Origin of the sequence: Noviherbaspirillum autotrophicum (genome assembly GCF_000818395.1) — a bacterium.
Classification (GTDB): Bacteria; Pseudomonadota; Gammaproteobacteria; order Burkholderiales; family Burkholderiaceae_D; genus Noviherbaspirillum; species Noviherbaspirillum autotrophicum.
This window is the reverse complement of the sequence record NZ_JWJG01000007.1, coordinates 1-26,203: the sequence shown is the minus strand read 5'-3', so window position 1 is coordinate 26,203 and position 26,203 is coordinate 1. Positions and strand designations below refer to the sequence as shown.

Sequence of the window (26,203 nt, the reverse complement as noted above, 5' to 3'; positions counted from 1 at the left end):
AGAGCCACGAGTCCGCACGCCACAGGCGTCACAAGATTTTTTCTTACCACCCTCTTATTCGCAATGAAAATATCTGTTATTCGTTAACTGAATCGGACATTTCGCTTGCATATAAGTATTATTTTCTCTGTCTCCTCCAACCCTCCCTGACTTGGATTGAACCCGCTGCCGCAAGGTCAGCGGGTTTTTTTTCGTCTTTTTTTGTGCCGACCATATCGCGTTGTTTGCATGCCCGCAGGCGGTACATACAAACCGCGCCTGCGTGGTCCAATTGTGGGCCGACCGGTGGTCGCAGCACGGGCAGGTGCGGCGCACGTCGGCGATGTGGGCATGCAGGCGCTGCACGCGCACCTTTGCCTTCTTCCAGTTGCGGCTGAATTTCTGTTTGTGGCTCATCGCCTGCTGCACGGTGCCGGACGCTGTTGGCCGGCGCGTAGGACATGCCTGCCAACAGCGTGGCGAAGCGGGCAATGCCCACGTCGATACCGGCCGCACCGATCCTGGGAACGGAGTGGTTGACCTCGCCCTCGGTCTGGTGCGATATCCGGCAGAGTGGCACACGGTGAAGTTCTTCACCGTGCCCAGCACACCCCGGCTGAAGCGCACTCGCAGCCAGCCGAGCTTGGGCAGGAACAGGCGGCCGGTGCGCTGATCGAGGTGGATCTGCTGCAGGTCGGAATAGCGCAAGCTGTCGTGGCGGCCCTTCTTCTTGAAGCGGGTAAATGCAGCGCGCTGCGCAAAGAAATTGGTATACGCGTGTTCCAGGTCAGCGAGCGCCTGCTGCAGCGGGTGCACCGGCGCTTCAGATAGCCAGGCCGTGCGCACTTTGGCGCCATTGCGTCAGCCGCTTGTACAGGCCGGCGTAGCCGAACTTGCTGTCGCCCAGAGCACGGCGTTCCTGCTGCAGCGCCAGCGCAATTGAACACGAAGCGGTGCAGTTGCCGCTCCTGCCAGCCGTCGGGTCGACAACCGATCGGCGACAGCGATTCGCGCAAATCATCCTCGCTACCGGAAGCAACCAATTTCCGTAATTGACGCTGTCTCGCAACCCCGCTGCGATGGCCAGGCATGCCACGATTACGCATAGCCCCGCGCATGTTTGGTCTCCAAAATGACCGGGGCTGACAGTCAGTCGGCCCGAAGCGGGAATGCAATACGACACGAAGTGCACTGCCTGCTCTTTGAGCGGACCAGGTGCCGGCGGATCAGGACAACGTGCCGCTATGGCAGCCATACCGCTTGTCGTGACGTCGAGCAAGGCTGACGCCCCTTTTAACAAACAATCGCTAAGACAATAGCCGAATCAGGGCCGCCGGATGAATTGTCCAGCCTAATAAGCCGGCCAAGCCCATCAATATTCCGAAGCCTGTCGGCACCATCGCAACGACAAACAACCAACGCTTACGTGTGAGCGATGTTACGGCCAATAGCGATATGGAAATCGCTAACAACGCATCGGACAGGTCGAACTGATCATCACGGAAGTTTGCGTCGTCGTATGCCTTCTGATCCTGATCAGCCAACTTCTTCAATTCTTCCTTCTTGCGACTCTGTTCATCGACCAGCTTCTGGTAATAAGCGATTGACTCGTCGTATCGCGACCTGTCCGGCGCACTGGCGGCACCAAGCTGCAATTGCACCAAGGTTGCTTTCGCAATTTCCTCGCGTATATTGCGCGCCTGATAGAACGCCCAATGATCGATCTTGTTTGCCTGGGCCTGCTGCATGGATTGCACGATATTGTCATCCTTTACCTTACACACCCCCATGAAAGTCGCAAGAATAGCGACCGTGATCGCTACCAGCGTGTTTAGCTTCGAGGTGGCTCGGTCTTCGGCGGCTTGCGCGACGCTGCGCTCATTCGCTTGTGCAACAGCTTCCAGTGGATCGACATCCATTTCTCTTCCCGATACGATGTGACGCAGGAATCATACTGAAGAACACATGTGGCGTCACGCTGGCAACATTTTTACGCCGGCATGTGTAGTCCAGTGTTCGGCTGCAGCCCGTCCGGCGACGTAAGCTGCCACGTTGGTGATGATAATCACCGTCGGCTAGCTGCGTGAAAGTGCCTGGAGTCCTTTTTTGAGGACATGCGGTAATCAACTCCGAGAGATCGTTTCAGGCGATACACAGCGTACATGCACTGGAACGAGCCTATGTGTCGATCGCCCCTTAGTCGGTGATTCATTTTCCAGAAAATAACGCCATGCGTGCGATCGGTGGATGTCTTGGAAATATAGGCTCCTCCAGTGAACGACCCAGATCGTATCTGCTCAATGAGTGCTCCCGCCCCCGATCTGAAAGCGCATCGTTTGGACTGCGGCATCAAGAACAATTCCTTTGTCGCTTGTTATTCGGACGATGCAATAGATTGATTGATATTTTTCTTGACGCAATAAAGTCTGCCCTTTTAGAATCCGCCTGTTTTCATCTATATGGAGTCCCTTTAATGGGCACTTGTTCGAGTGATAGTTGTTGCCGGATTTTGTCCGGTTCCGCCTCGGCAAGATAACGCAGGTTTCCATCCTCCTGCCGTCATTGCGCCGTAGGCTGATGATGGTATCCCGATTCCGGCCTGTTCCGGATAGTCTGAATTCCAACAAGCAATTCATTAATGTCAGGGGCGCCGTTCTCATTTCCGGTGGTCGTGATAGCGTTCCCCGTATTGTCTTGCTAAGGGCAGTTGCAGCAGGACAGTGATCCTGCTTTTGCGGGATCGATGGCATTGGCAAGCGCAAATGAAAGGCACACCCGTTCACTCTGACGGAGGTACCCATGTTTCAACCGAAGGCCAATACCGCAAGCGCTCTCTGGTTGGCAGCCCTCGCGGGTTTGCCACTGCTGTCCTATGGGGACGATATCCAGGAAGCGGCCTGGAGCGCGCACTTCCAGACAACGTACATCTGGGAGGCAAAAGCCCCGTTTTCCGCTCCGTATACTGGCGAGTTCAGCCTACGCCCCGAGCGCGAAAAGGGTTATTCCTTCAGCGCCACGGCGGCCCTCGGGTTTAGGCCCTGGACCGGCGGCGAGCTCTATTTCGACCCGGAGGCGGTCCAGGGCGTGCCGCTGTCGAACCTGCGTGGCCTGGGCGGCATGACCAATGGCGAGCAGCAGAAGACCAGCGGCCCGAACCCCACGTTGTACCGCGCACGACTCTTTCTGCGCCAAACCTGGAACCTGGGAGGAGAAAAGGAAGCCGTCGAATCGGATTTCAACCAGATGGCAGGCCTGCTAGACAAGCGGCGCATCGTCGTTACCGCTGGCAATCTCTCGGTCACCGACATTTTTGACAATAGCGCTTATGCACATGATGCGAGGACCCAATTTATGAACTGGGCGTTGCTCGCGCACGGTGCCTATGATTTTGCCGCCGATGCGCGTGGCTATACCTGGGGGGCGGTCATCGAATATTTTGACGATGATTGGGCGATTCGCGCCGGGCGCTTCATGCAGCCCGCTGAATCCAACGGCCTGGCTCTGGATAAACGGATTTTCACCCATTATGGTGACCAGGTTGAAGTTGAGCATGGGCATGTCTGGGGCGACCAACCGGGCAAGGCACGTGTACTGGTCTTCCGCAATCGTGCCACTATGGGGGGCTTCCGAGATGCCTTAGCGGAGGCTCCGAATAATGGCGGCGTGCCGGATGTCGCGCGTGTCCGCACGGAGCGGAGCAAGATTGGATTTGGCTTTAGCGCAGAGCAAGGCTTGACTTCCGATATCGGCGTCTTTGCACGGGCGAGCTGGAACGACGGCGCTTCAGAGACATACGCTTTTACGGAAATCGAGCGTTCGTTCTCGGTCGGTGCCGCTGTCAGAGGAGGTGCTTGGAATCGAGCCGACGACACGTTAGGAATTGCGTGGGTCCGCAACGGGCTATCGCAGGCGCACCGGGATTATCTGGCGGCGGGTGGCGTCGGTGCGTTTATTGGTGATGGCAGGTTGAATTACCGGCCAGAATCAATAACTGAGGCTTATTACAGCTTCAAGTTGGCCAAAGCCGTCACCTTGTCGCTGGATGCGCAACACATCGTGAATCCAGCCTATAACGCCGAGCGCGGCCCCGTGAATGTCGGCTCGATCCGCCTGCATGCCCAATATTAAGAAAACGAGACGACTTCATGTTCGAGCTCTTCACTCCCGGACGAACTGGCCGGTCCTTCCTGACGACAACGCCCAACCGTTGGGATTGGGCGCTGTTGCCGCTGGTGCTTGCTGTGCTGGCCGCCCTGGCTTTCGGTGCTATGCAGATGAGCCGGCCCTTTACGGTAGGTCAGCCGACGCCAATTTCCCTCGACCCGCTGTATCTGCCTTATTACCTGCTGCGGACCATGCTGCGCATGTTTACGGCGCTGGGATTCGCGCTGCTGTTTACGTTTGTGTTTGCAGCTCTTGCAGCAAAATACCGTACGGCCGAAAAGGTTTTGATTCCATTGCTCGACGTTCTGCAGTCGGTCCCGATTCTCGGCTTTCAGGCGATTGCAATAGCACCATTTATTGCGCTGTTCCCCGGCAATCTCCTCGGGGTCGAATGCGCGGCGATTTTTGCCATTTTTACCTCACAGGCGTGGAACATGGCGTTCAGTCTGTACCAATCAATCAAGACGATTCCACCGGAGTTGAATGAAGCAGCATGTGTATTCCGGCTATCCGCCTGGCAGCGCTTCTGGCGACTGGAGCTTCCTTTTGCAATGCCCGGACTGCTGTGGAACATGATGATGTCGATGTCCGGCGGTTGGTTCTTCCTCGTGGCGGCAGAGGCGATTTCGGTTGCCAATCAGGACATCAAGCTGCCGGGTATCGGTGCTTACATTGCCGTCGCTATCGACGGCAAAAGTGGCGCCGCCATTGCTTGGGCGATCGGGGCTATGTTGTCTGGAATCCTCCTGTACGACCAATTGTTCTTCCGGCCCTTGCTCGCATGGGCAGACAAGTTCCGTTTCGAGGAGTCACAGGGCGACACTGCGCAACAGTCCTGGCTGCTCGACTGGGGCCGGCGCAGCGTGTGGCTACGCGCGGTGACCGATCGCTTCTGGACCATGCTGGGCCGCACGCTTGGCTGGTTCAGCCGCCGTCAGGACAGCCCCATCAAGCAACGCGAATCGCAACCCCGAAATATCTTGTGGTCCAGGGCTTGGGACGCGCTGATTCTGGCTGTCGCTGTATTCGCGGCCTGGCGCTTTGTGGTCTTTGTACACAGCGACGTTGGCTGGGGCGAGGCCGCCCATGTCATTGGTCTCGGTTTCATTACGCTGGTCCGTGTACTGTTGCTGATTGCGCTGGCTTCTGCTGTATGGGTTCCCATCGCGGTCTGGATCGGCTTGCGCCCGCAATACTCGCAAAAAGTGCAGGCCGTCGCCCAATTTCTGGCGGCATTTCCGGTCAACCTGATGTTTCCGCTCGTGGTCTATGTGCTGGTGACCTATCGGCTGAACCCCAACATCTGGCTCAGCCCGCTGATGGTGTTCGGCACTCAATGGTACATCCTGTTCAATGTGGTGGCCGGTGCATCGACGCTGCCCAATGAATTGCGATTGGCAGCCGACAACCTGGGACTGAAAGGCTGGCTCAAGTGGAAACGGGTGTACTTGCCTGCGGTATTTCCGAGTTTCATCACCGGCGCCATCACCGCCAGCGGCGGTTCCTGGAACGCCAGCATCGTCGCCGAATACGTAACCTGGGGCAAAACTTCTCTCGTTGCCGACGGACTGGGAAGCTATATCAAGCAAATGACCGACGCCGGTGATTTCCACCGGATCGCACTGGGCATTGGTGTGATGTGCGTGTTTGTGATGTTGTTGAACCGATTCTTCTGGCGCAAGCTGTACCTGCTTGCCGAAGACCGTAGCCATTGAGGCAGGCAAGATGAACAACAAGAGTGCATTGGTTGAATTGAATGGCGTTGCCAAGTCCTTCCGCAGCGCGGACGGCGCGCCGCGCAAAGTACTGGACGACGTAAACTTCTCCCTGGCCGAAGGCGAAATTGTCGCTTTGCTCGGAAAGTCAGGATCGGGCAAGTCGACCTTGCTGCGTATTATTGCGGGATTGATTCCCGCCGATGCTGGAAAAGTCACCTATCGTGGACAACGGATTCAGGGCCCGGCATCCGGCATTACGATGGTATTCCAGTCATTTGCGCTATTCCCATGGCTGACGGTGCAGCAAAATGTCGCGCTGGGTCTTGAAGCACAGGGCATTGCGCCGGAAGAGCGCGCCAAGCGCGCGGACGCCATGCTCGAACTAATCGGTCTGGCCGGTTTTGGCGGCGCGCTGCCCAGGGAGCTGTCAGGCGGGATGCGGCAGCGCGTCGGTATCGCCCGAGCGCTGGTCACCGACCCGGACGTCCTGCTGATGGACGAAGCCTTCTCGGCTCTGGATGTGCTGACTGGCGAAACGCTACGCAGCGATATTCTCGACCTATGGGACAGCAACCGGATTCCGACCAAGGGCCTCCTGGTTGTATCTCACAATATCGAGGAAGCGGTGATGATGGCGGACCGGATCATCATCCTGGCAAGCGACCCGGGGCGCATACGCAATGAAATCACCATTGGGCTTGAACGGCCACGCAATGTTGATTCACCGGAAGTTCGCAGCCTCATCGATGAAGTGTACGGACTGATGACGATGCGCCCGGTGCAAGAGCCTGTTACTGGCACCTCGCCACCCATTACGCATCCCGGCTATCGCTTGCCCGATACCGATGTCACTCGTATTGAAGGCGTGCTCGACCTGCTGGCCAATACGCCTTTTAACGGCCGGGCCGACCTTCCACACCTCGCGGAGGAATCGGAGCTGCAGGATGAAGAGTTGTTTCCCACTTATGAAGCACTTGGTATGCTTGGATTGGCGCAAGTCGAAAAGGGAGACATTACACTCACGCCGCTTGGTGTGCGCTATGCGGAGGCTGAGCACACACTCAGGCAGGAAATCTTTGGCCAGCAATTGCTGACGCACGTCCCGCTGGCTTCACATATCCGGCAGCAACTGGAAGCAGAACCGAGCGGCGCATTGCCGGAGAAGCAATTTCTGGAGTTGTTGGAAGAATTTTTAAAAGCCGATGAAGCCAAGCGTGTACTCGAAATTGCCATTGAATGGGGGCGCTACGGCGAAGCCTACGAATACGACTTTCATACCGGTCGGCTGAAGCTTCCTGACCAAGCGGAGGAATAGGCGTCGACCGCGGCGCACACTGTCGATGGCAGATGAAACCACACTGAGCCGGCCTGGCTGGCGCCACAGCCACGTCATATAGCGACTGACGAGTTCTGCAATGGCCTTGGCGAGCTAGAGCGCATTTCATAAATGCAAAGGGAACATGAGGCTTTATGTAGAGTCGTACGGCCAACTTTGCAACAGTCATGGTGCAATCATGGCCGCTCGGTATTCAGTGGATTTACGCCGCAGAATTGTGCAGGCGTGTGAAAGAGGAACGCAATCGCAACGCGAGGTGGCAGAGTTTTTCAATGTCAGCCTGTCCTTCGTTGAATCTCTTCTGCAATATTACCGTCGCAGCGGGGGTGAGTTGGTTCGGCCGCAGCGCCGGCGCGGCAGGCACGCTCTACTTGACGATGCGTGCCGTGAACGATTACGGCACTGGCTGCACGAACAGTCCGACATGACCTTGAAGGAATTGGTCGAGCGTCTGCACGGCTGCACAGGCATGACCGTGAGCGAGCCGACTATGTGCCGAGTGCTGCATCAGATGGGCATGCGTCGAAAAAAAAGACTGTCCATGCCACAGAACGGGACAGCTTGCGCGTACGTGTGGCACGCCGCCGATACCGCAGGAAAATCGCAAAATACTCGGTCAAAAGGCTGAAATTTGTCGACGAGTCTGGATTGAACATTGCTATGAGCCGGCGCTATGGAAGGGCCGAGCGCGGCAGGCGCGTGCATGATGCGGTTCCCAAGAACTTCGGACGCAATGTCACCATTCTTGGCATGTTGTCCTGGTATGGCATGCATGCCGTCATGACGGTCGAAGGCGCTACCGATGCCGCCGTATTCCGTGCCTACGTGGGGCAGGTTCTGGCTCCAACCCTGCGACCTGGCGATGTAGTGGTGATGGACAACCTGAGCGCGCATAAAATCCAGGACATTGAAGCCATGATTACGGCTACTGGCGCGGAATTAGTCTACCTGCCGCCATATTCTCCCGATTGGTCTCCGATTGAACCCTGCTGGTCCAAAATCAAAACGCGCCTGCGCGGCATGAAAGCCCGAACCCGTGAAGCGCTAGATATGGCACTGACGAAAGTCATTAACAAAATCAGTAATAGCGACGCCAGAGGCTGGTTTGCCCATTGCGGCTATTCCCTACACTAATTTGAAAACCGCTCTAGAAGAAGACTATCTACACGCCATGAATATACCCGCCTCTGAACGCTTCGCGTTGTCGTAGGCGGTTTCTCGTTTCACAGACTGCAGCACACGCGAACCAGACTGCTTTCGCGTGCGTCTGACGCGCGTCTCCACGAGCGTGGGCGAACCGAGGTCCGCCGGTTCGGAGCATCCCGCCCCTACCTCTTTCTTCTGTTGCTGCTTCGTGGTGACGCCAGCTGTGCTGGCGCAACCAGGCTGCCGTGTGGTCGTCCTTTGGCTCGATGGCGCCATCGTCGTACGAGAAAGACAGATGCCAGCGGCCGTGCTCAATGGAAAGATGAACGCTGTTCGGCGGCTGGAATGGCACGTGCACGTGAAACGGGATGGTGCCGACCGGGTGTTTCTGCGTGCCGATCTCGAGCGCATAGTCGCCGGCGGGCACCTCGCCCTTGCCCACCGCTGGCAGGCGGAACAGTTCACGGGTGATCGACACCGCCCGCCTGCCATGGCGTTGCTTGAACCCTGGGCGGCCCGCCAGCTTTTTGAAGAAGCGCTGATAGGCCTGGTACCACGTTGCTGCGCCATTGCGCAGGATCTGGCTGGGCATGCTACGGATCCAGTCAATTGCGTTCGCGTGGAAGTGGCAGTAGACCTGATCAACCGGAGGATGCTGTCCCGCCAGCGCCAGGCACTTGCGCGCGAACGTGCGGAAGTACCGGTCCTCGCCACTGTGGGCGGTGTCGATGAATTCCTGCGCGCCGATCCACTGCCAGAGAGTGTCTTGCAGCGCGGGGGCGGGATAGCAGCGCAGGCGTTTTCCGGTTTGCATGCAGCGATGCGATCTTGGGCCGCATGGAACCTCAAGCCATCACATCGGCGTCGCATGCCGTATTTGCGCTTCAGCTACCTATCGTGTTCGTCACGAAATACCGGCGCAAGATCCTGCATCCCGAGACGCAGGACTCCCTGCGCGGTACGTTCGAGGAGATTCTCCTGGAATGGCGCTGCTCGAATTTGGCGCCGGAGAGGATCATGTCCATTTGCTGGTGAGCATTCACCCGGCGCTCAATATCTCGACGTTGATGAACAACCTGAAGACGGCTACCGCCAGGCGCGCGCAACCGGTTTCCGCAGCATCTCGCGCAGTGCTACGGGAAGCCGTATTTCTGGCACCGGGCCTATTATGTGGGCAGCGTCGGCGGCGCTTCTCTGGAGGGGGTGAAACAGTACGTCGCCAGCCAGAGTCAGGTGGAACGCCCGCGGTCCCGCTACCCCCCTCCCGGCTGGCGCCCAGGCAGGGGAATGCGTGAAACCTTTATGTTCAAGTTCCTGATAACGTCGTAATCGCTATCGTCAATGGGTAGAAAGCGAATGCCATGCATGTCGCCGAGAACGGTTTTACTTGGCTCACTTTGGCGAAAGAAGGTGGCACGAATTTTTTCCTTCACGTCCTGACATAATTCACCGCGGTAGACAAATGGATCCATCGGTACGGGGGCCGAACGCCACAGCACGCGAAAATCGCCTTTTCTTGCTGTTCCGTTATTAACCAAGTAAAAGGTGCAAGCTGGATATGAAGGCAGCGTCTACCCGACCGTCTAGTAGCGCTTCCGCCGCAAGTTGATGACTTCCAGCATATGAAATGCTTGCAAAATGGGTGTGCAATGGCCCTTGTAGAACGCGGCCGAAATACAGTCGTGGTATTTTATTCCCGGAAGTGCTTTCAGGGTCCACTAGTGCCAGGCGCTTTCCCCTCAAGTCGTCATACGTCCGGAAAGGCTTCTTGGCCAGTACAACCAGCATCGAATAATAGAATGCGCCCTCTTCCTGAAATGTACTTGCCTGTTGAGAGAAAGTGGCGAAAGGTGTGATTTTTGAGTTTCTTCCCTTTACGGCAATATACGCTGCCGGGCCAAGCCGTGCGACATGGACCGCGCCACTGGTGAGCGCTTCAATCACTGCGCCGTATGAAGCTGGCGTCACAACATCCACCGGCACACCAAGAGATTCACTTAATTCCGTCAACAGCGGCCGGAATCGCGTAAGGTCCTGTTCGACGCTACCTTCAGGCACCATGGAATAAACGAGACGCTTTGGCCTTTCACAGCCAGAGGCGCTAGAACCCACCACGCCCATCAGCACTAGCGGCATGAAAAAAGAGAAAAGGAACCTTACCAACGGCTTATGCATAAGCACGCATACTCTCTACAGGAAGACGGCCGAAATTTTGCAAGCTCACAGCAACATCTGACGCCGGAGCGGGCCGATGAAAATAGAATCCCTGTACTTCGTCACAACCGGCCGTTTTTAAATGCACGACTTGCTCTTTTGTCTCAACACCTTCAGCGACGACTTTCAAGCCGAGATTGTGGGACAGGGCGATCGTTGAGGAGACGATCATCGCATCGCTCGTATCGTTACGGATGTCGCGAATAAAGGACCGATCAATTTTCACCGCACTGATCGGCAACTGCTTCAAATGGCTGAGGCCGGAAAAACCCGTGCCATAATCGTCCAGAGAAATTTGAATGCCTGCTTGCTGAAGCTTTTCCAATACGCGTTGCGCCGTCTCCGGGCACTCCAGAAAACAGCTTTCGGTCACTTCTATCTCAATTAGCTCTACCGGGATATTTTTTTCCCGGATATTGCTCAAGATGACGTCCACCAGGCTGTCATCAGACAACTGCCTGGCGGATATATTGATGGCAACTGGTAAGAGAGGATTTCCGGCGTCACGCCACTGCGCAAGCTGTGTGCACACTGCCGTGACGATCCAATGCCCCAACGGCGTAATGTAATTATGCTCTTCTGCAATGCCGATAAAATCGCCAGGAAAAATCAGGCCATGTTTGGGATGCTGCCAGCGCAGTAATGCCTCCATGCCGACGGGGCGAAGATCCTTAAGGGAAATGCGCATTTGATAATGAAGACAGAACTCGTTGTCCCTGATCGCACGTCGGAAACGCGTGAGTAGTTCCAGGGAACGTGCGGAGGACGTATTAAGTGAATCGTCATAGAAGCGATATTTTCCTCGACCACTCCGCTTCGCACTGTACATTGCCGCATCGGCATTCAAAATCAGGGTATCGATGTCCTGTCCATCCCTTGGGCAGAGGGCAATGCCGATACTGGGTGTCGTATCAACACTATGTCCATTCATCTCAAGATATGGCGCCGACAGGCAATCAACCAGCTTTTCCGCAATCTTGCTCGCCCGCTCCTCCGAGTTCAATTCAGAAACGAGGATGATGAATTCATCTCCACCAAATCGGGCCACCAAATCGTACTCGCGCAATGCGCCACGCAGGCGTTCTGCCACTGCCTTGAGAAGAAGATCACCGACGGCATGCCCAAGCGTATCGTTAATTGCCTTGAATTTATCCAAATCCAGGAAGTAGACCGCATATAAATTTCGGCTTCTCCGCGCGCGCGCCAGCTCAACTGTCGCAAGCTCATAAAACATCATGCGATTCGGAAGGCCTGTCAAAAAATCATGCGACGCAAGCTGGAAGGCTCGTGCCTTTTCCTGCTCAAGCTGTTCGATGAGCGCCTGCTTTTGCACTTCCGACTCTGTGAGTTCCTGATACAGCCTGCGCTGGCGTTGAGCCAAAACTGTCAGGCCCGCTGAAAGCAGAATGGTTACGACCGACATAAGTATGCCTCGCCAAAGGTAGCTTCGGTGACGCTCCGTCAACTCCCCCTCCACGGCAACACTGTCTCGTGTAATGGCAACTGCGATCGGAAACCGATCCAATATGTGGTAGCTCCCAATGCGGGTAATATTATTTGCCTGCGATGCTACTTCGATGCGTCCCAATTTCTTGCCGCGGCCAATGACGCCGCTGTAACTCGACAGGGCATCATGGTCGCTATCTGACACCATTCCACCGCGTATTTCAAACAGCTGCTGCCCATGAAAATCCAGCACTTCCAATGCGGTATCTTTACTACTGGTCGACTCTTTATATAAGCGTAGAAGATAGCCAAGATCGATATTTGCGGCGAATACACCGATTGGCTCGTCGCCGGAGACAATTGGTACCGCGACGGGAATGGTCCAATTTGCCGCTGGCCGCCCGATGAAAGGACGACGTTGCCTGTGGAGCGCGCTGCTGTCCTGCAGGACGACACGGACTAGCTCCCGCATTTCAGGCTCTATCTCGCCACGTGATGATACGTACTTCAGCTCGGCGTTCGAACCGAAAACCGCAAGCCGCAAATACGCGGAGTCCCCAAAGGTAAGGGGTGCAGGAATCGATGGCGTGTCGCCATTCGGTTTCAGTGCACTGCTGCTTAACTGTGCGTACAGAAGCGCACGTCCAAAGACCTCGTCGATGTCGGCGGCGACAATAGAAGAGATATTTTGGCTCGCCAGAATCGATTGCTCTACCGCTTGCCGCCTTTCGCCCAGCACTAAAGAAATGGTGATCAGCCATATGATTGCAAGACAAAGTACGGCGAGGAGGATAGTGCCGACGACAAGCCAGCGCCCCTCTTGCGCAATTGATTTTAAGGTACTGAACTTGAACGGCTGATACAAAATCATCGCCCTAGGGAGAAGCAGAAATGCAGTCGATTTTACTTTTGAAATATTTCCGGAGGACTACATTATTGCCATCTCCGTAGCAGCGCAAATAGTCATCAATCACGTGTAAAGCGGACAGATTGCCGCTGCTTCGGCGCGGCAATGTGATGGAGCCTATCCAGGCTTAAGCAGGAGGAATATGACAAAAACACGAACACGTGTTTGGCTTGTCATTGAATTGTCATATATGCATCCTAAACTGTAGGGCCCTAGGGATCATTCCTTCTATGAGCGCAAAAATAAAAGCAGTAGCACCAGTGCTGACTCTACCGTCTACCAACATATATTTAAACCGGGAGCTTTCGCAACTGGCGTTTAACCGCAGGGTTTTAGCGCAAGCAGAGGATGCGACTCTTCCTCTGCTCGAACGCCTGCGCTATCTGTGTATTGTCAGTAGCAATCTGGACGAGTTCTTTGAGGTTCGTATCGCCAGTCTGTTGGCCCATGATCGCATGGAGGGTAGAAAGTCCGAGCCCCCGGCGTTGACTGCCGCACTGGAGAGAACGAGCATCGAATGCCACCAACTCGTCGAACGCCAATACGAGTTGCTCAATCGGGATATCCTGCCGCAGTTGTCTGAAAAGGGAGTGCATTTATTACGGCATCACGAGAGAAATGATGCGCAACGCGCCTGGGTAAAAGAGTACTTTGATCGCGAAGTACGCCCCCTGCTAACACCAATTGCCCTCGATCCGGCACACCCCTTTCCGCAAGTCGTTAACAAGAGTCTTAACTTTATTGTCGAGTTATCTGGAAAAGATGCTTTCGGCCGTGGCACAGGCATTGCCATCTTAAAGGCTCCACGAGTATTGCCGCGGGTAATTCGCCTGCCTGACCATCTATCAACGAACGGTGTTGTATTTTGCCTCCTGTCGTCCGTCATTCATGCACATATTGCAGATCTATTTACCGGGCGCGAAGTCGTTGCCTATTCCCAGTTCCGTGTGACGCGCAACAGCGACCTGTGGGTCGACGAGGAAGAGGTCAAGAACTTGCGACAGGCATTGCAGAGTGAGCTGCAAAGTCGTCAATTCGGTTTTGCTGTCCGCCTCGAGGTCGCACGGAATTGTCCTCCGCATTTGGCTTCCTTCCTGCTCGAACAATTCTCCATCGACAAGAGCCGGTTATACGCCGTAGACGGTCCTGTTAATATGGTCCGCCTGTTGGAATTGATCAATAGCGTCCAGCAGCCGATACTGCATTTCCCCGCTTTCCAGCCCGGGCTGCCGCAGACGCTGGTTGACGGTGACATGTTTGCATTGCTGCGCAAGCGCGACGTGTTGCTGCATCATCCGTTCCAGTCGTTTCAGCCGATTGTCGAATTTATCCGTTGCGCCGCGCTCGACCCGAATGTCGTCGCAATCAAGCAGACCATCTATCGTACCGGCATGAATTCCTCGCTGATGGAGTCACTCATCATCGCGGCGCAGCGTGGCAAGGAAGTGACCGTAATTGTGGAGTTGATGGCGCGCTTCGATGAAGAGGCAAATATCAACTGGGCCGAGCGGCTCGAGCGCGTCGGTGCCCAGGTGGTTTATGGGGTGGTAGGGCTGAAAACGCATGCCAAACTCGCACTAGTTTTGCGCCGCGAAGCCAGCGAATTGCGTCACTATGCGCACCTTGGCACCGGCAACTACCATCCGACGACGACCAAGTTTTATACGGATTTTGGCTTGCTGACTGCACATCCGGCGCTGACGGCGGAAGTCAATGAAGTCTTCATCCACTTGACCAGCCTTACCAAGCCGAAAAAACTGAACTACCTTTGGCTGGCGCCATTTGACTTGCAAAAGGAAATCATCCGCGCCATTCGAAATGAAGCGGCAATTGCGCGCGAAGGTCGCCCTGCCCGCATTATTGCCAAGATGAATGCGCTGCTGGACGAGTCAGTGATCCGAGCGCTTTATGCAGCCTCTGCCGACGGCGTCAAAATCGACTTGATCGTACGCGGCGCATGTGCACTCCGCCCCGGAGTGCCGCATCTATCGGAAAACATACGCGTACGTTCGATTGTCGGCCGGTTTCTGGAACATAGCCGCATCTATTTTTTCCGTAACGATCGAAAGAATGACGTCTATCTTGCCAGTGCCGATTGGATGAACCGCAACCTCTTCCGACGCGTTGAAGTGGCATTTCCGGTATTGGATCCGAAACTGAAACGGCAAGTAATCGCCCAAGGCTTGAATCCCTACTTGAAGGACAACACCAACTCCTGGGAATTGGTATCCGACGGAAGCTACCGCAAGCGCAAGCCCATCGGCAAGCAACGTGCTTTCTGCGCGCAGCAATACCTCGCGCAGACACTCGGCGCCTAAAGCGTATGGCGAGAAAGGAGATGCGATGGAACTCATTTTATGGCGTCATGCTGAGGCTGAAGCAGGCGACATCGACCAACCCGATGCCGCGCGGGCTCTCACGCCAAAAGGACAGAAGCAGGCAGCAAAGATGGCCGAATGGCTGGATCGCGTTTTACCCAATACCTGCCGCGTCCTGACCAGCCCAACCACGCGGACTGTACAAACCGCATCAGCGCTGGGACGCAAATTCAAGATCATGCCTCACCTCGGGCCGGATTCCACGGCCGAAGAGGTATTAGAAGCCGCTCACTGGCCGACCAGCCGAGAGCCGGTATTAATAGTCGGACATCAGCCGTTTCTTGGCCAAATCGCCGCGTTGCTGATTACAGGTCAGCGCGATGAGTGGACCTTGCGTAAGGGGGCCATCTGCTGGATCGCGCAGCGGGTAAAAGATGAGACGGATGCCAATTTCATCAGGGCGGTCATGGGTCCCGACTTGGTCGGAAAGTGATGCCCACGATGCAGAAGAAATAGCCCCGGGACGTCATGAAGCTCTTTGCAACACCGAACACAGAAGCCATTGGCCATTGGTTGACGCCGTGATGCGGCAGGCCCATTTCCCTGCAGCGTTCGTTATGGCGAACAATGGCGAACGCCTTCCTATTTCAATTTCCTGCAGGAGAGGCACAGCATTACGAGCATGATACCGCTGTAAATCCAATAATCGATCGGTGCCCGCCAAAACCAATGCTTGTGCCACGCAATCGACTCCGGATGAAAGCGTGACAATCCATACGCAGGATTGAGCACGAACCAAAGGAAGTCTTCGACAATCCAAAACAGCATGATGCAGGCAAGGACACGGAGTTCTGCCTTTAACGACCAGCGTCCCATAAAAAACAGTGGGAAATGAAAGAACAGCGCGACGAAGGGGAATACCCAGGCGTGATAGCCGGTCATAGGACGGCCGCCCCAGAAGATATCAAGCAACCAGTGCTGCTCGATACGCCAGGTCGGCAGGTTGGCAGCCCAGCCGGCGGCACCTTCGATCTGAATTTCGATATTTGCAAAAAAATAGGCGAGAAGAATGACCCATGCCAGCGTGAGCACCAGGTGCAGGCGACGATTAGTGCGTTGCATGTGAATCGCGTGGCATTGATTTTCCGAGAACGACATCCAGTACATGATCGGCCGCCGCACTGCGGGCGATTGCCTTGGCCTTGTCGCGCATCTCCGCGAGTCTTTCGGGATGCTGCAGCAGATAACGGACGCGGTAGGCGAGCGATGCAGCGTCGTTCGCCTTGAAGGCGACGCCCTGCTCCAGCAAAAAATCGGCATTACACTCTTCCTGCCCCGGGATCGGGGCCGTCAGAATCATTGGCAGCCCCATGGCCAAGCATTCCGATGTAGTCAACCCGCCCGGCTTGGTAATCGCCAGGTCGGCGCAAGCCATCAAGCGCTCGACACGATCGGTAAATCCCTGTGCCAGTATGCGACCGGGATGCAGCACCGCCAGGCGCTGCAGAGCGGACAAGGCGACCGCGTTTTTTCCGGCCATGACAATGAGTTGAAGATCCGGATCGAGCGCTAGCAGGTCGGCCGCGGTCTCATCCAAACGCCCAAGCCCAGCGCCTCCTCCCATCAGCAAGAGCGTCGTTTTCTGTGGAACAAGTCCAAATTCTGCAGCACATTCGGTTCGGCTATGATGCTGCCCGAACGCCGGCATGACTGGAATACCAGTGACATGAATGGCGTCTGGCGCGATACCTTGTGCGCGCATATGAAAGGCCACTTCCTCGTTGCCCGCAAAATAGCCCGCCATATTCGGTTGCACCCACATTGCATGCAAGTCGAAATCAGTTACCTGTACCCATACCGGAGAGCCGAAATGTCGCTTCCCTCCGGGGTTCGCCAGCCACTCTGCGGGCATAAAATGCGTGCAAATGATCGCATCCGGCCGAAATAATGCGATTTTTTCCATCAGGCGGCGCGACGCCATCCGCTCGATTGCCCGTCGCACGGTTTGCCACGGGCTGTCCGACGGCACTTTATCGCTTATCCGGTACAGATATCCCCAGATAGCCGGATACCGCTGAACAAGAAAAATATAGAAATCCGTGTACAAGCGGCGAAAGAGCGATGGCACGACGCTCATCACATCGAGGTGCATCGCCGTTATATCAGCCCCATACATCGCGGCATGCGCACGGATTGATTCGGCTGCACGCACATGGCCTGCGCCGGCGGAAACGCTCAACAGCAAGATCCGCCTCCTGCGCAGCGAAGCAGGGGCAAGCACTCCCACGTTCGGTGCGGCATCTGACAAGCACTGCTTACGATATATCGTTTGCATGGTCTTCCATCTCAAGCCAACGACGACTGTGCCGCCTCACCCCCCTGGGCAGTACGGGCGAGATGCAGATTGGCCAGGAATTGCTGTGTGGCGGCGCTCCACGAATACTGCAGCGCATGTAGTCGCACAGCCTTGCGGCACAGTTGGCGTGCCGCAAGGCAGGCGCGTTCCAGGTCGTGGTCCAGCACGCCGGACCGCCCATGCGAGACGACGTCGAGAGGCCCGTCTACTGGATACGCAGCCACCGGTGTGCCGCATGCCATCGCTTCAGCCATGACAAGGCCGAACGTGTCTGTACGGCTAGGGAACACGAAGACGTCGGCGCAGTTGTAATACGGCACAAGCTCGTCGTTGTTACGCGCGCCAAGGAAGCGAACTCCGGGATAGCGGCGCTGCAGCTCTTCACGCATGGGCCCGTCACCAATCACCCATTTGGAACCAGGCAGGTCGAGCCGCAGGAAGTCCTCGACATTCTTTTCCACCGCGATCCTGCCGACATACAGGTAAAGCGGACGCGCAATGCCGGTTTGGTCCACCTGGGCTGGACGGAACAAGCCGGTGTCGACGCCACGCCCCCACAGGACGAGATGGCGAAAGCCCCGTTTTTCAAGGGAGCGCAGGATACCGGGAGTGGGCACCATCACTGCTTTAGATGGCCCGTGAAACCACTTGAGCCAGCGATAGGTGAGCGTCATGGGAATGAGCGAACGGGCCCGCACGTATTCCGGAAAGCGCGTATGGTAAGAGGAGGTGAAGGCCAGCCCGTGCTTCAGGCAATGGCGGCGCGCAGCCAGCCCGATTGGCCCCTCAGTCGCGATATGGATACAATCCGGTTCAAGATTCTCCAGGATTGACGCCACCTTGCGGTAGGGATTACATGCGAGGCGGATATCAGGATAGGTTGGGCAAGCGAACGTCTTCATACCCGCTGCGCTGACCACTTCGACCTCGTGTCCGGCGTTACGCAGGCACTGACGCGTAGCGACCAGCGTGCTAACGACCCCATTGATTTGCGGTGACCAGGCATCCGTTACGATGGCAATACGCATACTTCACCTAATTCCTCTTGTTTAGCGTGAATCGGCGGCATGACGATTTCGTGCCAAGTCACCAGGCGAAGTTCGCCGGAAAGATCCTCGACGAGCGCCGTTAGGCTCTCGACCCAGTCACCGTCATTGCAATAAGTAATGCCCTCGATATCCCGGATTTCCGGTTTGTGTATATGGCCGCAAATAACGCCATCGACATTTCTCTTCCGCGCTTCGCTTGCAAGCGCATGCTCGAACGAGCTGATGTAACTGACGGCGTTCTTGACTTTCAGCTTCAGGTACTGGGAGAGCGACCAGTACGGCAAGCCAGCACGTGCTCGCCATTTGTTAAATACCTGATTGATCTTCAGGATCAGGGTGTAGAGGGTATCGCCCACGTACGCAAGCCATTTTGCGCACGCGATGACGCCGTCAAAGCGGTCACCGTGTAGAACCAGCATCCGTTTCCCCTGCGCTGTCACATGCACCAGTTCGTCGCGAATCCGGATTCCGCCAAAATCAAGATCGATAAATTGGCGGATCGCTTCATCATGATTCCCGGGGATGAAGATGACTTCGGTGCCTTTTTTTGCTTTCTTCAGCACGCTTTGCACCACGTTATTGTGTATCTGGTCCCAGTACCAACGACGTTTCAATTGCCAGCCGTCGACAATATCTCCGACCAAGTAGAGCGTGTCGGATTCGGTATGTTGCAGGAACTCCAGCAAGCGCGCTGCCTGGCATCCTGTCGTCCCAAGGTGCACGTCGGATATCCAGATGGCTCTGAATCGCGTTACCGCCCGCTTCCCGCGCGATTTCAAGAAGTGCGGATCGAGGAAATCGTCTGCCGGTTTCATCGCGACCTCGCTTTACCGAATGCATGGCACGCCTTGCGCTCATCCGATGCAAGGCACCCGCCTGCAAGCCAAAGCGACTGCGGCAAGCCGGATCGATGTTCTTCGTGCTGACTTCCATGGGCGAGCGCACAGCCTCGAACAAGTCTCGAGACCAACTGCACGCTGTCAACTGCGGTGGGATGGGATCGCATCCAATGTCCTCATTGATTCGACAATGGAAGCGTAACTGTGGATTACTGCATGCGAATGACAGCTGCATGTCATCTGGATGACATGCAGCCAGGAGAAAACCGGAACGGGCGCCCCGGCAGCACCGCCGAGTGTTACTTGCTTTTCTTCGGCCGTCCTGCTTTTAACGCTGGCAGACCGGTCAGCACTTCCCTAAGCTTTTCGATTTGCAGTTGACGAATCAATGCGACGCCAACACGGAGGAGTTCGCTTTTTTTGACTTCAATGCCTGCCTTCAGGCACGCCTTTTTTACGTCGCTAAGAATGGCATATTCATCTTCCGGCATGGTGAAGCTATCCCGGACCAGCTTGATTTTCTTGACCTTCTCTTTTTGCGCCGCCTTGTCCGTGGCTACCGCCTTTGCAGCGGGCTTAACGGGTGTAGCAGCCTTCACGGCCTTGGCCGGCGTTGCCAGGTCGGCCGCAGCTTCGGTTTTTTTGCGCACTGGCTTCTTTTCGGTTGCAGCAACAGGTGTGGATGCAGATGTCTTTGCCATAATTTTCCTCTAGTTTTAAATTGTATAAATAATATATATCGTTTATCTCATTTTTTCAAATCGGGGAATTGAGCATGGCATAACAAACAACATCTGCAGCCCCCATAAAACCATACCAACCAATAGGATCGGACTGCATCTGCTGCGCCAACGCTCCATCACGACCGGCGTGAGCTCCTGGGGTCAATATTTGACGCGATGGATAATCTCTGCCGCAGCCATTTCCAGGGTCGCTTGTGACGTAGCACTTAGCGAAACAACTTCGTCACCCACCTCGTGCACGAACAATCGTCCGTTGCCGTTGGCCGAATACACCTCAGCGTTGCCGTATTCGTCAAGTTGTTCACGAAAGCGATCAAGGCCGCTGACGATCAATCAGTCGCCATCGTCCGTTTGTGTGGCGGGAATGAACCGATCACTCATGCTTGCAGATCTATTGCGGCGTGCCGCCGCACGCCGTTCAGGCGCAGCAATAGGCACTCTGTTGAGCATGCGCAGCTTCTGGCAGGCGGATGCTGGATGTTGTTGGGCGGGAGGTCCCCGGTTGGGCTCCGTCGGTCTGGGAGTGCTGAGCACCCGCTTCGGCTCGATTGCGCCCCCCCGGTATCGAGATCGCCATCCGTCCGACCTCTTCGGCAGCAGTAAAGCACGCGGCCAGCGTGTGGATGTCGCGCATGTTCATGCCAGCCTCGTCGCGAGTGAGAAAAAACCGGCCGCATTGGGACAACGCGTTCTCCCAATTGTTTGCCGGGCCATAAGCGCCCACGCCGATGGATTGCGCCGCCGCGCTGGCGTCCACGTGGGGGGCGATATCGAATGCCGGCGACAACACGAACCGGCTGGGGTAGCGCATCAGCCGCGCATGATGGCGCATGTGACCGTCGACGTTGCCGACCAGGATGTTAAACACCATGCGGCGAAACAGCTGATTGCAATCTATCGTTTTCGGCGATCACATCTTAGACAGTTGAGCGGTCATGTACGACGCAATATCGACATTGGCAGGGTCATGAAGGTGATGATGACACGTGCGTTCACCTCACGAATTGCTACGGATCGCCTTCATTTCACGCTCAGACGTGGAAACCGCGACGACGCTCAGCAGTCTTAATGATCGTCCGCATCGGACTCGCCCAGGCACCTTTGTACCCCAACGTTACCTGCTCGGAGGCCATTGTAATGCCCATACGTTCATTATCCAGTCCGACCGGCCCCGCAGGTTGGCCCGAGTTGCCATACGAAGCCTGGCGAGACACCTGCGAAACTTTGCATATGTGGACGCAGATCGTCGGCAAAATCCGTAAGGTCCAATCCCCCTGGGTCAATCACTCATGGAATGTCCCGCTGTATGTGACGGCCCATGGCTTAACCACCTCACCGATTCCCTACGGGAATCGCCTCTTCCAGATCGATTTCGACTTTGTAGACCATCAACTTGCGATTCAATGCAGCGATGCCCCTACCGAAGTGATACCCTTGGTGCCCCGTTCGGTAGCGGATTTTTACCACCAATTGTTTTCCCGATTGTCAGCACTTGGCCTGGACATCAAAATTCATGGCGCTCCCAATGAAGTTCTGAATCCGGTTCCATTCCAGGAAGACACCAAACACGCCTCCTATGATTCGGAGGCAGCCAATCGGTTCTGGCAGGTTCTGGCCCAAGCGGATCGGGTATTCAAGCAATTCCGTGGCCGCTTCATTGGCAAATGCAGTCCGGTACATTTCTTCTGGGGCAGCTTCGATCTGGCATTGACGCGCTTTTCCGGGCGGCGGGCGCCCGCGTTCTCCGGCAGCGTGCCGAACTGCCCGGACTGGGTGATGCGCGAAGCCTATTCGCATGAAGTCTGCAGTTGTGGCTTCTGGCCAGGCAGCGATGCGTTGCCTTTGCCGATCTTTTACACCTACGCTTACCCTGAGCCGGCCGGCTTCAATACCCATCGGGTCATGCCAGAAACGGCACGGTATGACCCCAATTTTCGCGAATTCATCTTGCCCTACGAAGAGGTTAGGCATGCATCCTCGCCGGATCAGATGTTGCTGGAATTTTTGGAGGATGCCTATGCCGCGGCAGCTACGCTGGGTAAGTGGGACCGTCAGGCGTTAGAAACGACTGAGCCCATCTACCATACTTGACGAAAAGCGTGCCATCACCGAGTAGTCGCTCACGTTCCCCGGCTGCCCCCGAACCCGCGTTGACACGGCACGCCCAGAGTGATCGATAGAAAGCGGGCAGTTATCAGGACTGCCTTGTATCCCCTGCGATCAGGATTTGTGGGTAATGACAAGCCCTGAACGCCGCGGCTTGCCACGCTTCTGGTCATCAGCGTCACTTCCTGTCGCCGGGTATAAATGTGCCGAACTCTTTCCACGTGCAGGGCTGCGTCGGCCTGGTGTCATGCCAGAATGGAAGTGACTGATTATCCGCCGGACTTCACCGTCATCTCCATGCCCACCTCGTTCCACCAACCTTTCTCTTTTTCAATCCAATACAAAACCGTCGGATGCTGGACAGCTAATTCTCGCTTGAACTCCAGTTCGATGCGGCTCTTCATTTTTAGACGTAGGCCGCTCACTTCAGTGTCGATCCGTGCATGCATGAAAGTGATCGCGAGCCGCAATGCCAGAACCGCTTTGGTGAAATCGGCATCACGCAGGGCCTCCGATACTTTGCGCAGGTTGCCCTTGTGCGCAAGAACCAATGTGCTGAGAAATCGCTGCTCGCGTGCCGTAAATCCAGGAAGGTCGGCATTCTCGAGCATATATGCTGCGTGTTTGTGGTACCCGGTATGTGAGACCGCAAGTCCGATTTCATGTAGCAAGCCGCCCCAGTAAAGATATTTCGCGAACGTATCGTCCTGCGGCTTGAGCTGGCTGTACAACGTGGTTGCGAGCGTCGCAACGCGCGAGGCGCGATCCTCATTGACATGAAAACGGTGCATGAACTCAAGCACCGACTGTTCGCGTCGGTCCCGTCTCGTGGCGCGCAGCTGCAAGTCCCACAGCACTCCCATGCGAAGGCCGGCATCCACGGCCGTAAGGGATTCAATACCAAGTTCCTGCATTATGCCGATCAGAATGGTCAACCCACCTATCATTGGAGTGACACGCTCCGGCTTGATGCCCAGCAGGTCGACCTGACTGACATGGCCAATTCGTAGTAGACGGACCTTCAGTGCCTCGAGATTGTCCAGCGACAGCGTGCGATCCCCGATCGCATTTTTTGACAAGGCGTCGGATATCGTCCGTATCGTTCCGGAGGAACCGTAAACGTGGCCCCATTGTTGGTGGCGGAATGGCTCTGCCCCATCTTCAAACACTGAACGTGCCGACAAAACCGCCGCATTAAGCCCAGCAGCGTCGATCTGCGCATCCCTGATGAACGCTTGCGCCTGCCCGACGGTTCCGATGCTAAATGATTCGACCTGAAGCACATCATGGCCACGACCAAGAATTAATTCCGTCGAACCTCCACCGATATCCACGACCAGTCGCGTCTCGCTCGAAGAATCAAGCGTGCTTGCAACGCCCATGTAGATCAGCCGTCCCTCCTCCTCGCCCGAGATGATCTCGATCGGATATCCAATTGCTCGTTCCGCCGCGGGCAGGAATGCGACGCCATTCTTCGCGATACGCAAGGTATTGGTCGCGACGACTCGCACCGCATCGAGCTTGTAGCCGTCAAGAATGGACTTGAAATTTGCGAGGCACTGCACTGCCTTCTGCATCGCCTCACCAGTCAGGTTTCCGTCATTGTCGAGACCTGCAGCAAGGCGAATCGGATCCCGTGCGCTCTTGACTATGCGGATTGCCTCTCCATCGTACAGCCCAACATGCAGGCGAAAACTGTTGGAACCTAAATCTACTGCAGCAAACATCCCAATTCCTCTTTCTAGCGATCAGCGATACCGCTGCGGAAATACCTGAATAACTCGAGCCCTGAATATGGCGACTCTACCATCAAATCTGATGTACCCCCGGGGGGCTATCGCGAACATTGATCGCTTGCCTGGCCGGAGGCCATGCCTCCCTTTGGATAGGGGCCGCGCTGCATGCAACGTTTGCCACAAGAACTCATTCATCAATAGCGACGGCGCACAATCATAAAACACGCGACAGGAACGACGCCGATAAAACGATGGCCATTATCCTACTAGCGCATCAGTATCCGGCGGAATTTGTTCAGCCCTGCCAAGCACGCGTGATCTTCCGTCGCCGCGGGTATGGACGCAGCCCCGCCCCTCCTGGGCATTCGGTCTGACATGCGCTGTTCTGTGCGGTGCAATCAGTGAGTGCGCCACGATGGAACTTTATGCCTCGGCGGGGGGCAATCTCCCGCCTGCGCATCCCGCGCTTGCGTTTTCGCGACCATGTAAATGAGCAGTAAACAATATCCAATTACGACAAGGACATTCATCCACAAACTCGTGCTGTTGAGGCACGAAAAGGCAACCACGGGAAAGCCGAGCCCTTGCAGTCCATACCCACCGAGATAGCAGGAAGTCATCAGGCTGCAGGCTGTGACGAGGGGCCACGTGCTTCGGTAAAGCAGCAAAAGCAAGGTAATGATAAAGAACAGAAAATATGCCAGGACGTGTCCGCCGCTAAAGTGGATCAACAGTGTCGAAAACCATGCGCTCGCCATAGCGCTATATATGCCTCCTATTGCCCGTCCTGGACGGTATCGCCAGAGCAGCGCGGCCACGAATGCAACAGGGCTCGTGAAGAGCAAGGCGTCAGTCCAATTACCGGCGATGAGCATCGGGGAAGCGCCTGTATCAGAACAGGCCGGTGGCAGCGTTTGGCCGTGTCCGTAAATATAAGCTACGCTGCTAATCAGTGGGCTTAATGCCGCAAGCAGGAAGAAAAATAACCTGTCCGCCCGGGTACGTGCTTGTCGCAATGAATGATCTTCGGTCATCACCATGATTATTCTTGCCCATGCACGGTCACCGTCGCCTCGCCGCAGTAGCAGTCACCATTTTTACCGCGAATTTTCTCCCTCCGTTCCAAGACTTGCCGCTTTTGGGCGAGCGCCACACATCTTCGAAGGTGTCTTGCGGCATGTCGGAATGACGCATGAGACTGTGTGGCGCACCTATCGATTCCAGCACAGCACACCTGCTGATTTTCAAGAAGTCACGATTAACGTAAGTACGCTTTCCTTTTAAATCTGGCTTCGTGACGATAATGTCACCGTCGTTCAATACATAGTCTGTAGTGACCACCGGCAGATGGGCGCGCATCTTGGTAAGGTTTGCGTTCAACTCAAGGAAGCATCGGTAGATGCACAATATGAAGGTCATTGTATTTTGGAAATATTTCTTCCATATGACCGCCCTATACCGAGAGGTGCCATAAAGAATTCAATCTCGCAACCGGATAAGCCTTCCGATCTTTGCGAAGCGCAGGCATCAAAGGGCTTGGGCCAGGCTTCCCGTGCTCAATCTCGACGAGGACGTTGCGCTCTTGCTCAGAGTGCTGCTTTCCATTGCATTAGGTGCATTGCTCGGATCACATTAGCGTGTCATCCGACCAGAACCGGACACGTTGTCGATGATGGCCTTGGCCGGGTCCACCTGCATAGCGGCTTTCCTGTTGATCGGAATGACGGCCGCGCAACTAATTCAGCGATTCCTGTTCCTTTCGCACGGTGGGGCAGGGATTTCCTGTGTTCTGTTCATGAGGCTTGTCACCCAACGGCGAATGCGCGATGTGGAACTCTTGCGATGCGTTGGTCTTGCTGCCAGGGTCGACATGACATCCCGCCTTGGAAGGGTGGTCTCCGCCTTGCTGATCATCGGCTTGGCCTAAGTGGCCGTTACGTTCCTGCATCGCAAGTCTTGGGAAGCGTATTGTCGCGCCGAATAGCCCAACAGTTGGGTGGGGCATGAGGCCGTAGCCCGCGCCTTGCCGCGAGATGGAACGCATTTGACGGTCGCCGCTCGCTATGAACCGCCCCGGAAATCGAGGAGGCTCCAATATTTGAGAAAATGGAGCCATGAAGAAGAAATCAACAAGATATTCGCCGGA

At 55.7% G+C, this 26,203-nt stretch carries 26 protein-coding genes and 1 pseudogene; 9 read left to right on the top strand and 18 right to left on the bottom strand.

Translation table 11 applies throughout. The features are described from left to right. Positions 1-54: 54 nt before the first annotated feature. From TSA66_RS00585 to TSA66_RS00580, 3 genes are all read right to left on the bottom strand, one after another. Entirely contained in the window at positions 55-825 is a 771-nt protein-coding gene (locus TSA66_RS00585; RefSeq protein ID WP_052451967.1) for a hypothetical protein, read from the bottom strand. Beyond that, a complete protein-coding gene (locus TSA66_RS25225) occupies positions 803-1,000 on the bottom strand; it encodes a hypothetical protein (protein WP_052451966.1) in 198 nt (65 codons plus the stop codon). Before TSA66_RS25225 ends, TSA66_RS00585 begins: the two co-directional genes overlap by 23 nt. 286 nt (positions 1,001-1,286) lie before the next feature. Beyond that, on the bottom strand, positions 1,287-1,898 hold the full coding sequence (locus TSA66_RS00580) for a DUF4337 domain-containing protein (protein WP_040038554.1): 612 nt from the start codon (positions 1,896-1,898) through the stop codon (positions 1,287-1,289). 880 nt (positions 1,899-2,778) lie between these two features. Between TSA66_RS00580 and TSA66_RS00575 the strand changes: the two genes are divergently transcribed. From TSA66_RS00575 to TSA66_RS00560, 5 genes are all read left to right on the top strand, one after another. Then, positions 2,779-4,107 carry a carbohydrate porin gene (locus TSA66_RS00575; RefSeq protein WP_052451965.1) on the top strand — a complete coding sequence of 443 codons (1,329 nt, stop codon included), beginning with the start codon at positions 2,779-2,781 and terminating at the stop codon, positions 4,105-4,107. Positions 4,108-4,124: 17 nt separating this feature from the next. Beyond that, positions 4,125-5,858, top strand: coding sequence for an ABC transporter permease (locus TSA66_RS00570; RefSeq protein ID WP_040038553.1), 1,734 nt, complete (start codon positions 4,125-4,127; stop codon positions 5,856-5,858). A 10-nt stretch (positions 5,859-5,868) separates the two neighbouring features. Beyond that, positions 5,869-7,176, top strand: a complete 1,308-nt coding sequence (locus TSA66_RS00565; protein ID WP_040038593.1) for an ABC transporter ATP-binding protein — start codon at positions 5,869-5,871, stop codon at positions 7,174-7,176. Between the two features lie 145 nt (positions 7,177-7,321). After that, complete coding sequence (locus tag TSA66_RS25935) at positions 7,322-7,825, top strand: helix-turn-helix domain-containing protein (protein WP_084199137.1); 504 nt, start codon at positions 7,322-7,324, stop codon at positions 7,823-7,825. Beyond that, complete coding sequence (locus TSA66_RS00560) at positions 7,771-8,331, top strand: IS630 family transposase (RefSeq protein WP_232429364.1); 561 nt, start codon at positions 7,771-7,773, stop codon at positions 8,329-8,331. Before TSA66_RS25935 ends, TSA66_RS00560 begins: the two co-directional genes overlap by 55 nt. A 28-nt stretch (positions 8,332-8,359) precedes the next feature. Here TSA66_RS00560 and TSA66_RS00555 read toward each other — a convergent pair whose 3' ends face one another. After that, a complete protein-coding gene (locus TSA66_RS00555; protein ID WP_052451964.1) occupies positions 8,360-9,157 on the bottom strand; it encodes a hypothetical protein in 798 nt (265 codons plus the stop codon). A gap of 23 nt (positions 9,158-9,180) precedes the next feature. On the opposite strand from TSA66_RS00555, the pseudogene tnpA reads away from it, so the two are divergent. Continuing rightward, positions 9,181-9,672, top strand: a pseudogene (gene tnpA, locus TSA66_RS28100) (IS200/IS605 family transposase). Here the strand turns inward: tnpA and TSA66_RS28150 are convergent. The 3 genes from TSA66_RS28150 to TSA66_RS00540 are packed head-to-tail and all read right to left on the bottom strand — an operon-like array spanning position 9,597 to position 12,874. Continuing rightward, entirely contained in the window at positions 9,597-9,881 is a 285-nt protein-coding gene (locus TSA66_RS28150) for a PhnD/SsuA/transferrin family substrate-binding protein (RefSeq protein WP_157691534.1), read from the bottom strand. The pseudogene tnpA and the gene TSA66_RS28150 overlap by 76 nt on opposite strands. Beyond that, entirely contained in the window at positions 9,874-10,518 is a 645-nt protein-coding gene (gene phnD, locus TSA66_RS00545) for a phosphate/phosphite/phosphonate ABC transporter substrate-binding protein (protein ID WP_052451963.1), read from the bottom strand. The genes TSA66_RS28150 and phnD overlap by 8 nt, the downstream gene beginning before the upstream one ends. Continuing rightward, complete coding sequence (locus TSA66_RS00540; protein WP_084199133.1) at positions 10,511-12,874, bottom strand: putative bifunctional diguanylate cyclase/phosphodiesterase; 2,364 nt, start codon at positions 12,872-12,874, stop codon at positions 10,511-10,513. Before TSA66_RS00540 ends, phnD begins: the two co-directional genes overlap by 8 nt. Before the next feature lie 266 nt (positions 12,875-13,140). Here TSA66_RS00540 and ppk1 point away from each other — a divergent pair, with 266 nt between their 5' ends. Together ppk1 and TSA66_RS00530 are read left to right on the top strand one after the other, a co-directional pair. Beyond that, complete coding sequence (gene ppk1 / locus TSA66_RS00535; protein ID WP_040038552.1) at positions 13,141-15,228, top strand: polyphosphate kinase 1; 2,088 nt, start codon at positions 13,141-13,143, stop codon at positions 15,226-15,228. 25 nt (positions 15,229-15,253) lie between these two features. Then, positions 15,254-15,721: a SixA phosphatase family protein gene (locus TSA66_RS00530; RefSeq protein WP_040038551.1), complete on the top strand. Its 468-nt coding sequence runs from the start codon at positions 15,254-15,256 to the stop codon at positions 15,719-15,721. 149 nt (positions 15,722-15,870) lie between these two features. Here TSA66_RS00530 and TSA66_RS00525 read toward each other — a convergent pair whose 3' ends face one another. From TSA66_RS00525 to TSA66_RS00495, 7 genes are all read right to left on the bottom strand, one after another. Continuing rightward, the gene (locus TSA66_RS00525) at positions 15,871-16,350 is read right to left on the bottom strand and encodes a hypothetical protein (RefSeq protein ID WP_040038550.1); all 480 of its coding nucleotides are present in this window, start codon (positions 16,348-16,350) and stop codon (positions 15,871-15,873) included. Continuing rightward, positions 16,337-17,491, bottom strand: a complete 1,155-nt coding sequence (locus TSA66_RS00520; protein WP_040038589.1) for an MGDG synthase family glycosyltransferase — start codon at positions 17,489-17,491, stop codon at positions 16,337-16,339. Before TSA66_RS00520 ends, TSA66_RS00525 begins: the two co-directional genes overlap by 14 nt. Before the next feature lie 83 nt (positions 17,492-17,574). Next, on the bottom strand, positions 17,575-18,612 hold the full coding sequence (locus TSA66_RS00515) for a glycosyltransferase family 4 protein (RefSeq protein ID WP_040038549.1): 1,038 nt from the start codon (positions 18,610-18,612) through the stop codon (positions 17,575-17,577). Beyond that, positions 18,594-19,448 (bottom strand): UDP-2,3-diacylglucosamine diphosphatase, encoded by an 855-nt coding sequence (locus tag TSA66_RS00510; protein WP_040038548.1) that lies wholly within the window; start codon positions 19,446-19,448, stop codon positions 18,594-18,596. The genes TSA66_RS00515 and TSA66_RS00510 overlap by 19 nt, the downstream gene beginning before the upstream one ends. Before the next feature lie 323 nt (positions 19,449-19,771). After that, positions 19,772-20,173, bottom strand: coding sequence for a hypothetical protein (locus tag TSA66_RS27505; protein ID WP_040038547.1), 402 nt, complete (start codon positions 20,171-20,173; stop codon positions 19,772-19,774). 183 nt (positions 20,174-20,356) lie between these two features. After that, positions 20,357-20,548, bottom strand: coding sequence for a hypothetical protein (locus TSA66_RS00500; RefSeq protein WP_040038546.1), 192 nt, complete (start codon positions 20,546-20,548; stop codon positions 20,357-20,359). 85 nt (positions 20,549-20,633) lie between these two features. Beyond that, positions 20,634-21,113 (bottom strand): HipA domain-containing protein, encoded by a 480-nt coding sequence (locus tag TSA66_RS00495; RefSeq protein ID WP_332309920.1) that lies wholly within the window; start codon positions 21,111-21,113, stop codon positions 20,634-20,636. A gap of 170 nt (positions 21,114-21,283) precedes the next feature. Here TSA66_RS00495 and TSA66_RS00490 point away from each other — a divergent pair, with 170 nt between their 5' ends. Beyond that, the gene (locus TSA66_RS00490; protein ID WP_232429362.1) at positions 21,284-22,306 is read left to right on the top strand and encodes a DUF5996 family protein; all 1,023 of its coding nucleotides are present in this window, start codon (positions 21,284-21,286) and stop codon (positions 22,304-22,306) included. A gap of 284 nt (positions 22,307-22,590) precedes the next feature. On the opposite strand, the gene TSA66_RS00485 is transcribed toward TSA66_RS00490, so the two are convergent. The 4 genes from TSA66_RS00485 to TSA66_RS26635 form a co-directional block, all read right to left on the bottom strand. Continuing rightward, complete coding sequence (locus TSA66_RS00485; protein WP_040038544.1) at positions 22,591-24,048, bottom strand: Ppx/GppA phosphatase family protein; 1,458 nt, start codon at positions 24,046-24,048, stop codon at positions 22,591-22,593. 407 nt (positions 24,049-24,455) lie between these two features. Further along, on the bottom strand, positions 24,456-25,097 hold the full coding sequence (locus tag TSA66_RS00480; protein WP_157691533.1) for a hypothetical protein: 642 nt from the start codon (positions 25,095-25,097) through the stop codon (positions 24,456-24,458). Positions 25,098-25,119: 22 nt separating this feature from the next. Beyond that, the gene (locus tag TSA66_RS00475; protein ID WP_052451962.1) at positions 25,120-25,476 is read right to left on the bottom strand and encodes a hypothetical protein; all 357 of its coding nucleotides are present in this window, start codon (positions 25,474-25,476) and stop codon (positions 25,120-25,122) included. 316 nt (positions 25,477-25,792) lie between these two features. Next, on the bottom strand, positions 25,793-26,203 hold a 411-nt coding region (locus TSA66_RS26635; protein WP_157691532.1), incomplete at its 5' end, for a hypothetical protein.

Coding starts and splice junctions, on each gene's coding strand:
- TSA66_RS25225 (WP_052451966.1), bottom strand. CDS start 1,000: ATGATTTGCGCGAATCGCTGTCGCCGATCGGTTGTCGACCCGACGGCT.
- TSA66_RS00580 (WP_040038554.1), bottom strand. CDS start 1,898: ATGGATGTCGATCCACTGGAAGCTGTTGCACAAGCGAATGAGCGCAGC.
- TSA66_RS00575 (WP_052451965.1), top strand. CDS start 2,779: ATGTTTCAACCGAAGGCCAATACCGCAAGCGCTCTCTGGTTGGCAGCC.
- TSA66_RS00570 (WP_040038553.1), top strand. CDS start 4,125: ATGTTCGAGCTCTTCACTCCCGGACGAACTGGCCGGTCCTTCCTGACG.
- TSA66_RS00565 (WP_040038593.1), top strand. CDS start 5,869: ATGAACAACAAGAGTGCATTGGTTGAATTGAATGGCGTTGCCAAGTCC.
- TSA66_RS25935 (WP_084199137.1), top strand. CDS start 7,322: ATGAGGCTTTATGTAGAGTCGTACGGCCAACTTTGCAACAGTCATGGT.
- TSA66_RS00555 (WP_052451964.1), bottom strand. CDS start 9,157: ATGCAAACCGGAAAACGCCTGCGCTGCTATCCCGCCCCCGCGCTGCAA.
- phnD (WP_052451963.1), bottom strand. CDS start 10,518: ATGCATAAGCCGTTGGTAAGGTTCCTTTTCTCTTTTTTCATGCCGCTA.
- TSA66_RS00540 (WP_084199133.1), bottom strand. CDS start 12,874: ATGATTTTGTATCAGCCGTTCAAGTTCAGTACCTTAAAATCAATTGCG.
- ppk1 (WP_040038552.1), top strand. CDS start 13,141: ATGAGCGCAAAAATAAAAGCAGTAGCACCAGTGCTGACTCTACCGTCT.
- TSA66_RS00530 (WP_040038551.1), top strand. CDS start 15,254: ATGGAACTCATTTTATGGCGTCATGCTGAGGCTGAAGCAGGCGACATC.
- TSA66_RS00525 (WP_040038550.1), bottom strand. CDS start 16,350: ATGCAACGCACTAATCGTCGCCTGCACCTGGTGCTCACGCTGGCATGG.
- TSA66_RS00515 (WP_040038549.1), bottom strand. CDS start 18,612: ATGCGTATTGCCATCGTAACGGATGCCTGGTCACCGCAAATCAATGGG.
- TSA66_RS00510 (WP_040038548.1), bottom strand. CDS start 19,448: ATGAAACCGGCAGACGATTTCCTCGATCCGCACTTCTTGAAATCGCGC.
- TSA66_RS27505 (WP_040038547.1), bottom strand. CDS start 20,173: ATGGCAAAGACATCTGCATCCACACCTGTTGCTGCAACCGAAAAGAAG.
- TSA66_RS00490 (WP_232429362.1), top strand. CDS start 21,284: ATGATCGTCCGCATCGGACTCGCCCAGGCACCTTTGTACCCCAACGTT.
- TSA66_RS00485 (WP_040038544.1), bottom strand. CDS start 24,048: ATGTTTGCTGCAGTAGATTTAGGTTCCAACAGTTTTCGCCTGCATGTT.
- TSA66_RS00480 (WP_157691533.1), bottom strand. CDS start 25,097: ATGGTGATGACCGAAGATCATTCATTGCGACAAGCACGTACCCGGGCG.
- TSA66_RS00475 (WP_052451962.1), bottom strand. CDS start 25,476: ATGACCTTCATATTGTGCATCTACCGATGCTTCCTTGAGTTGAACGCA.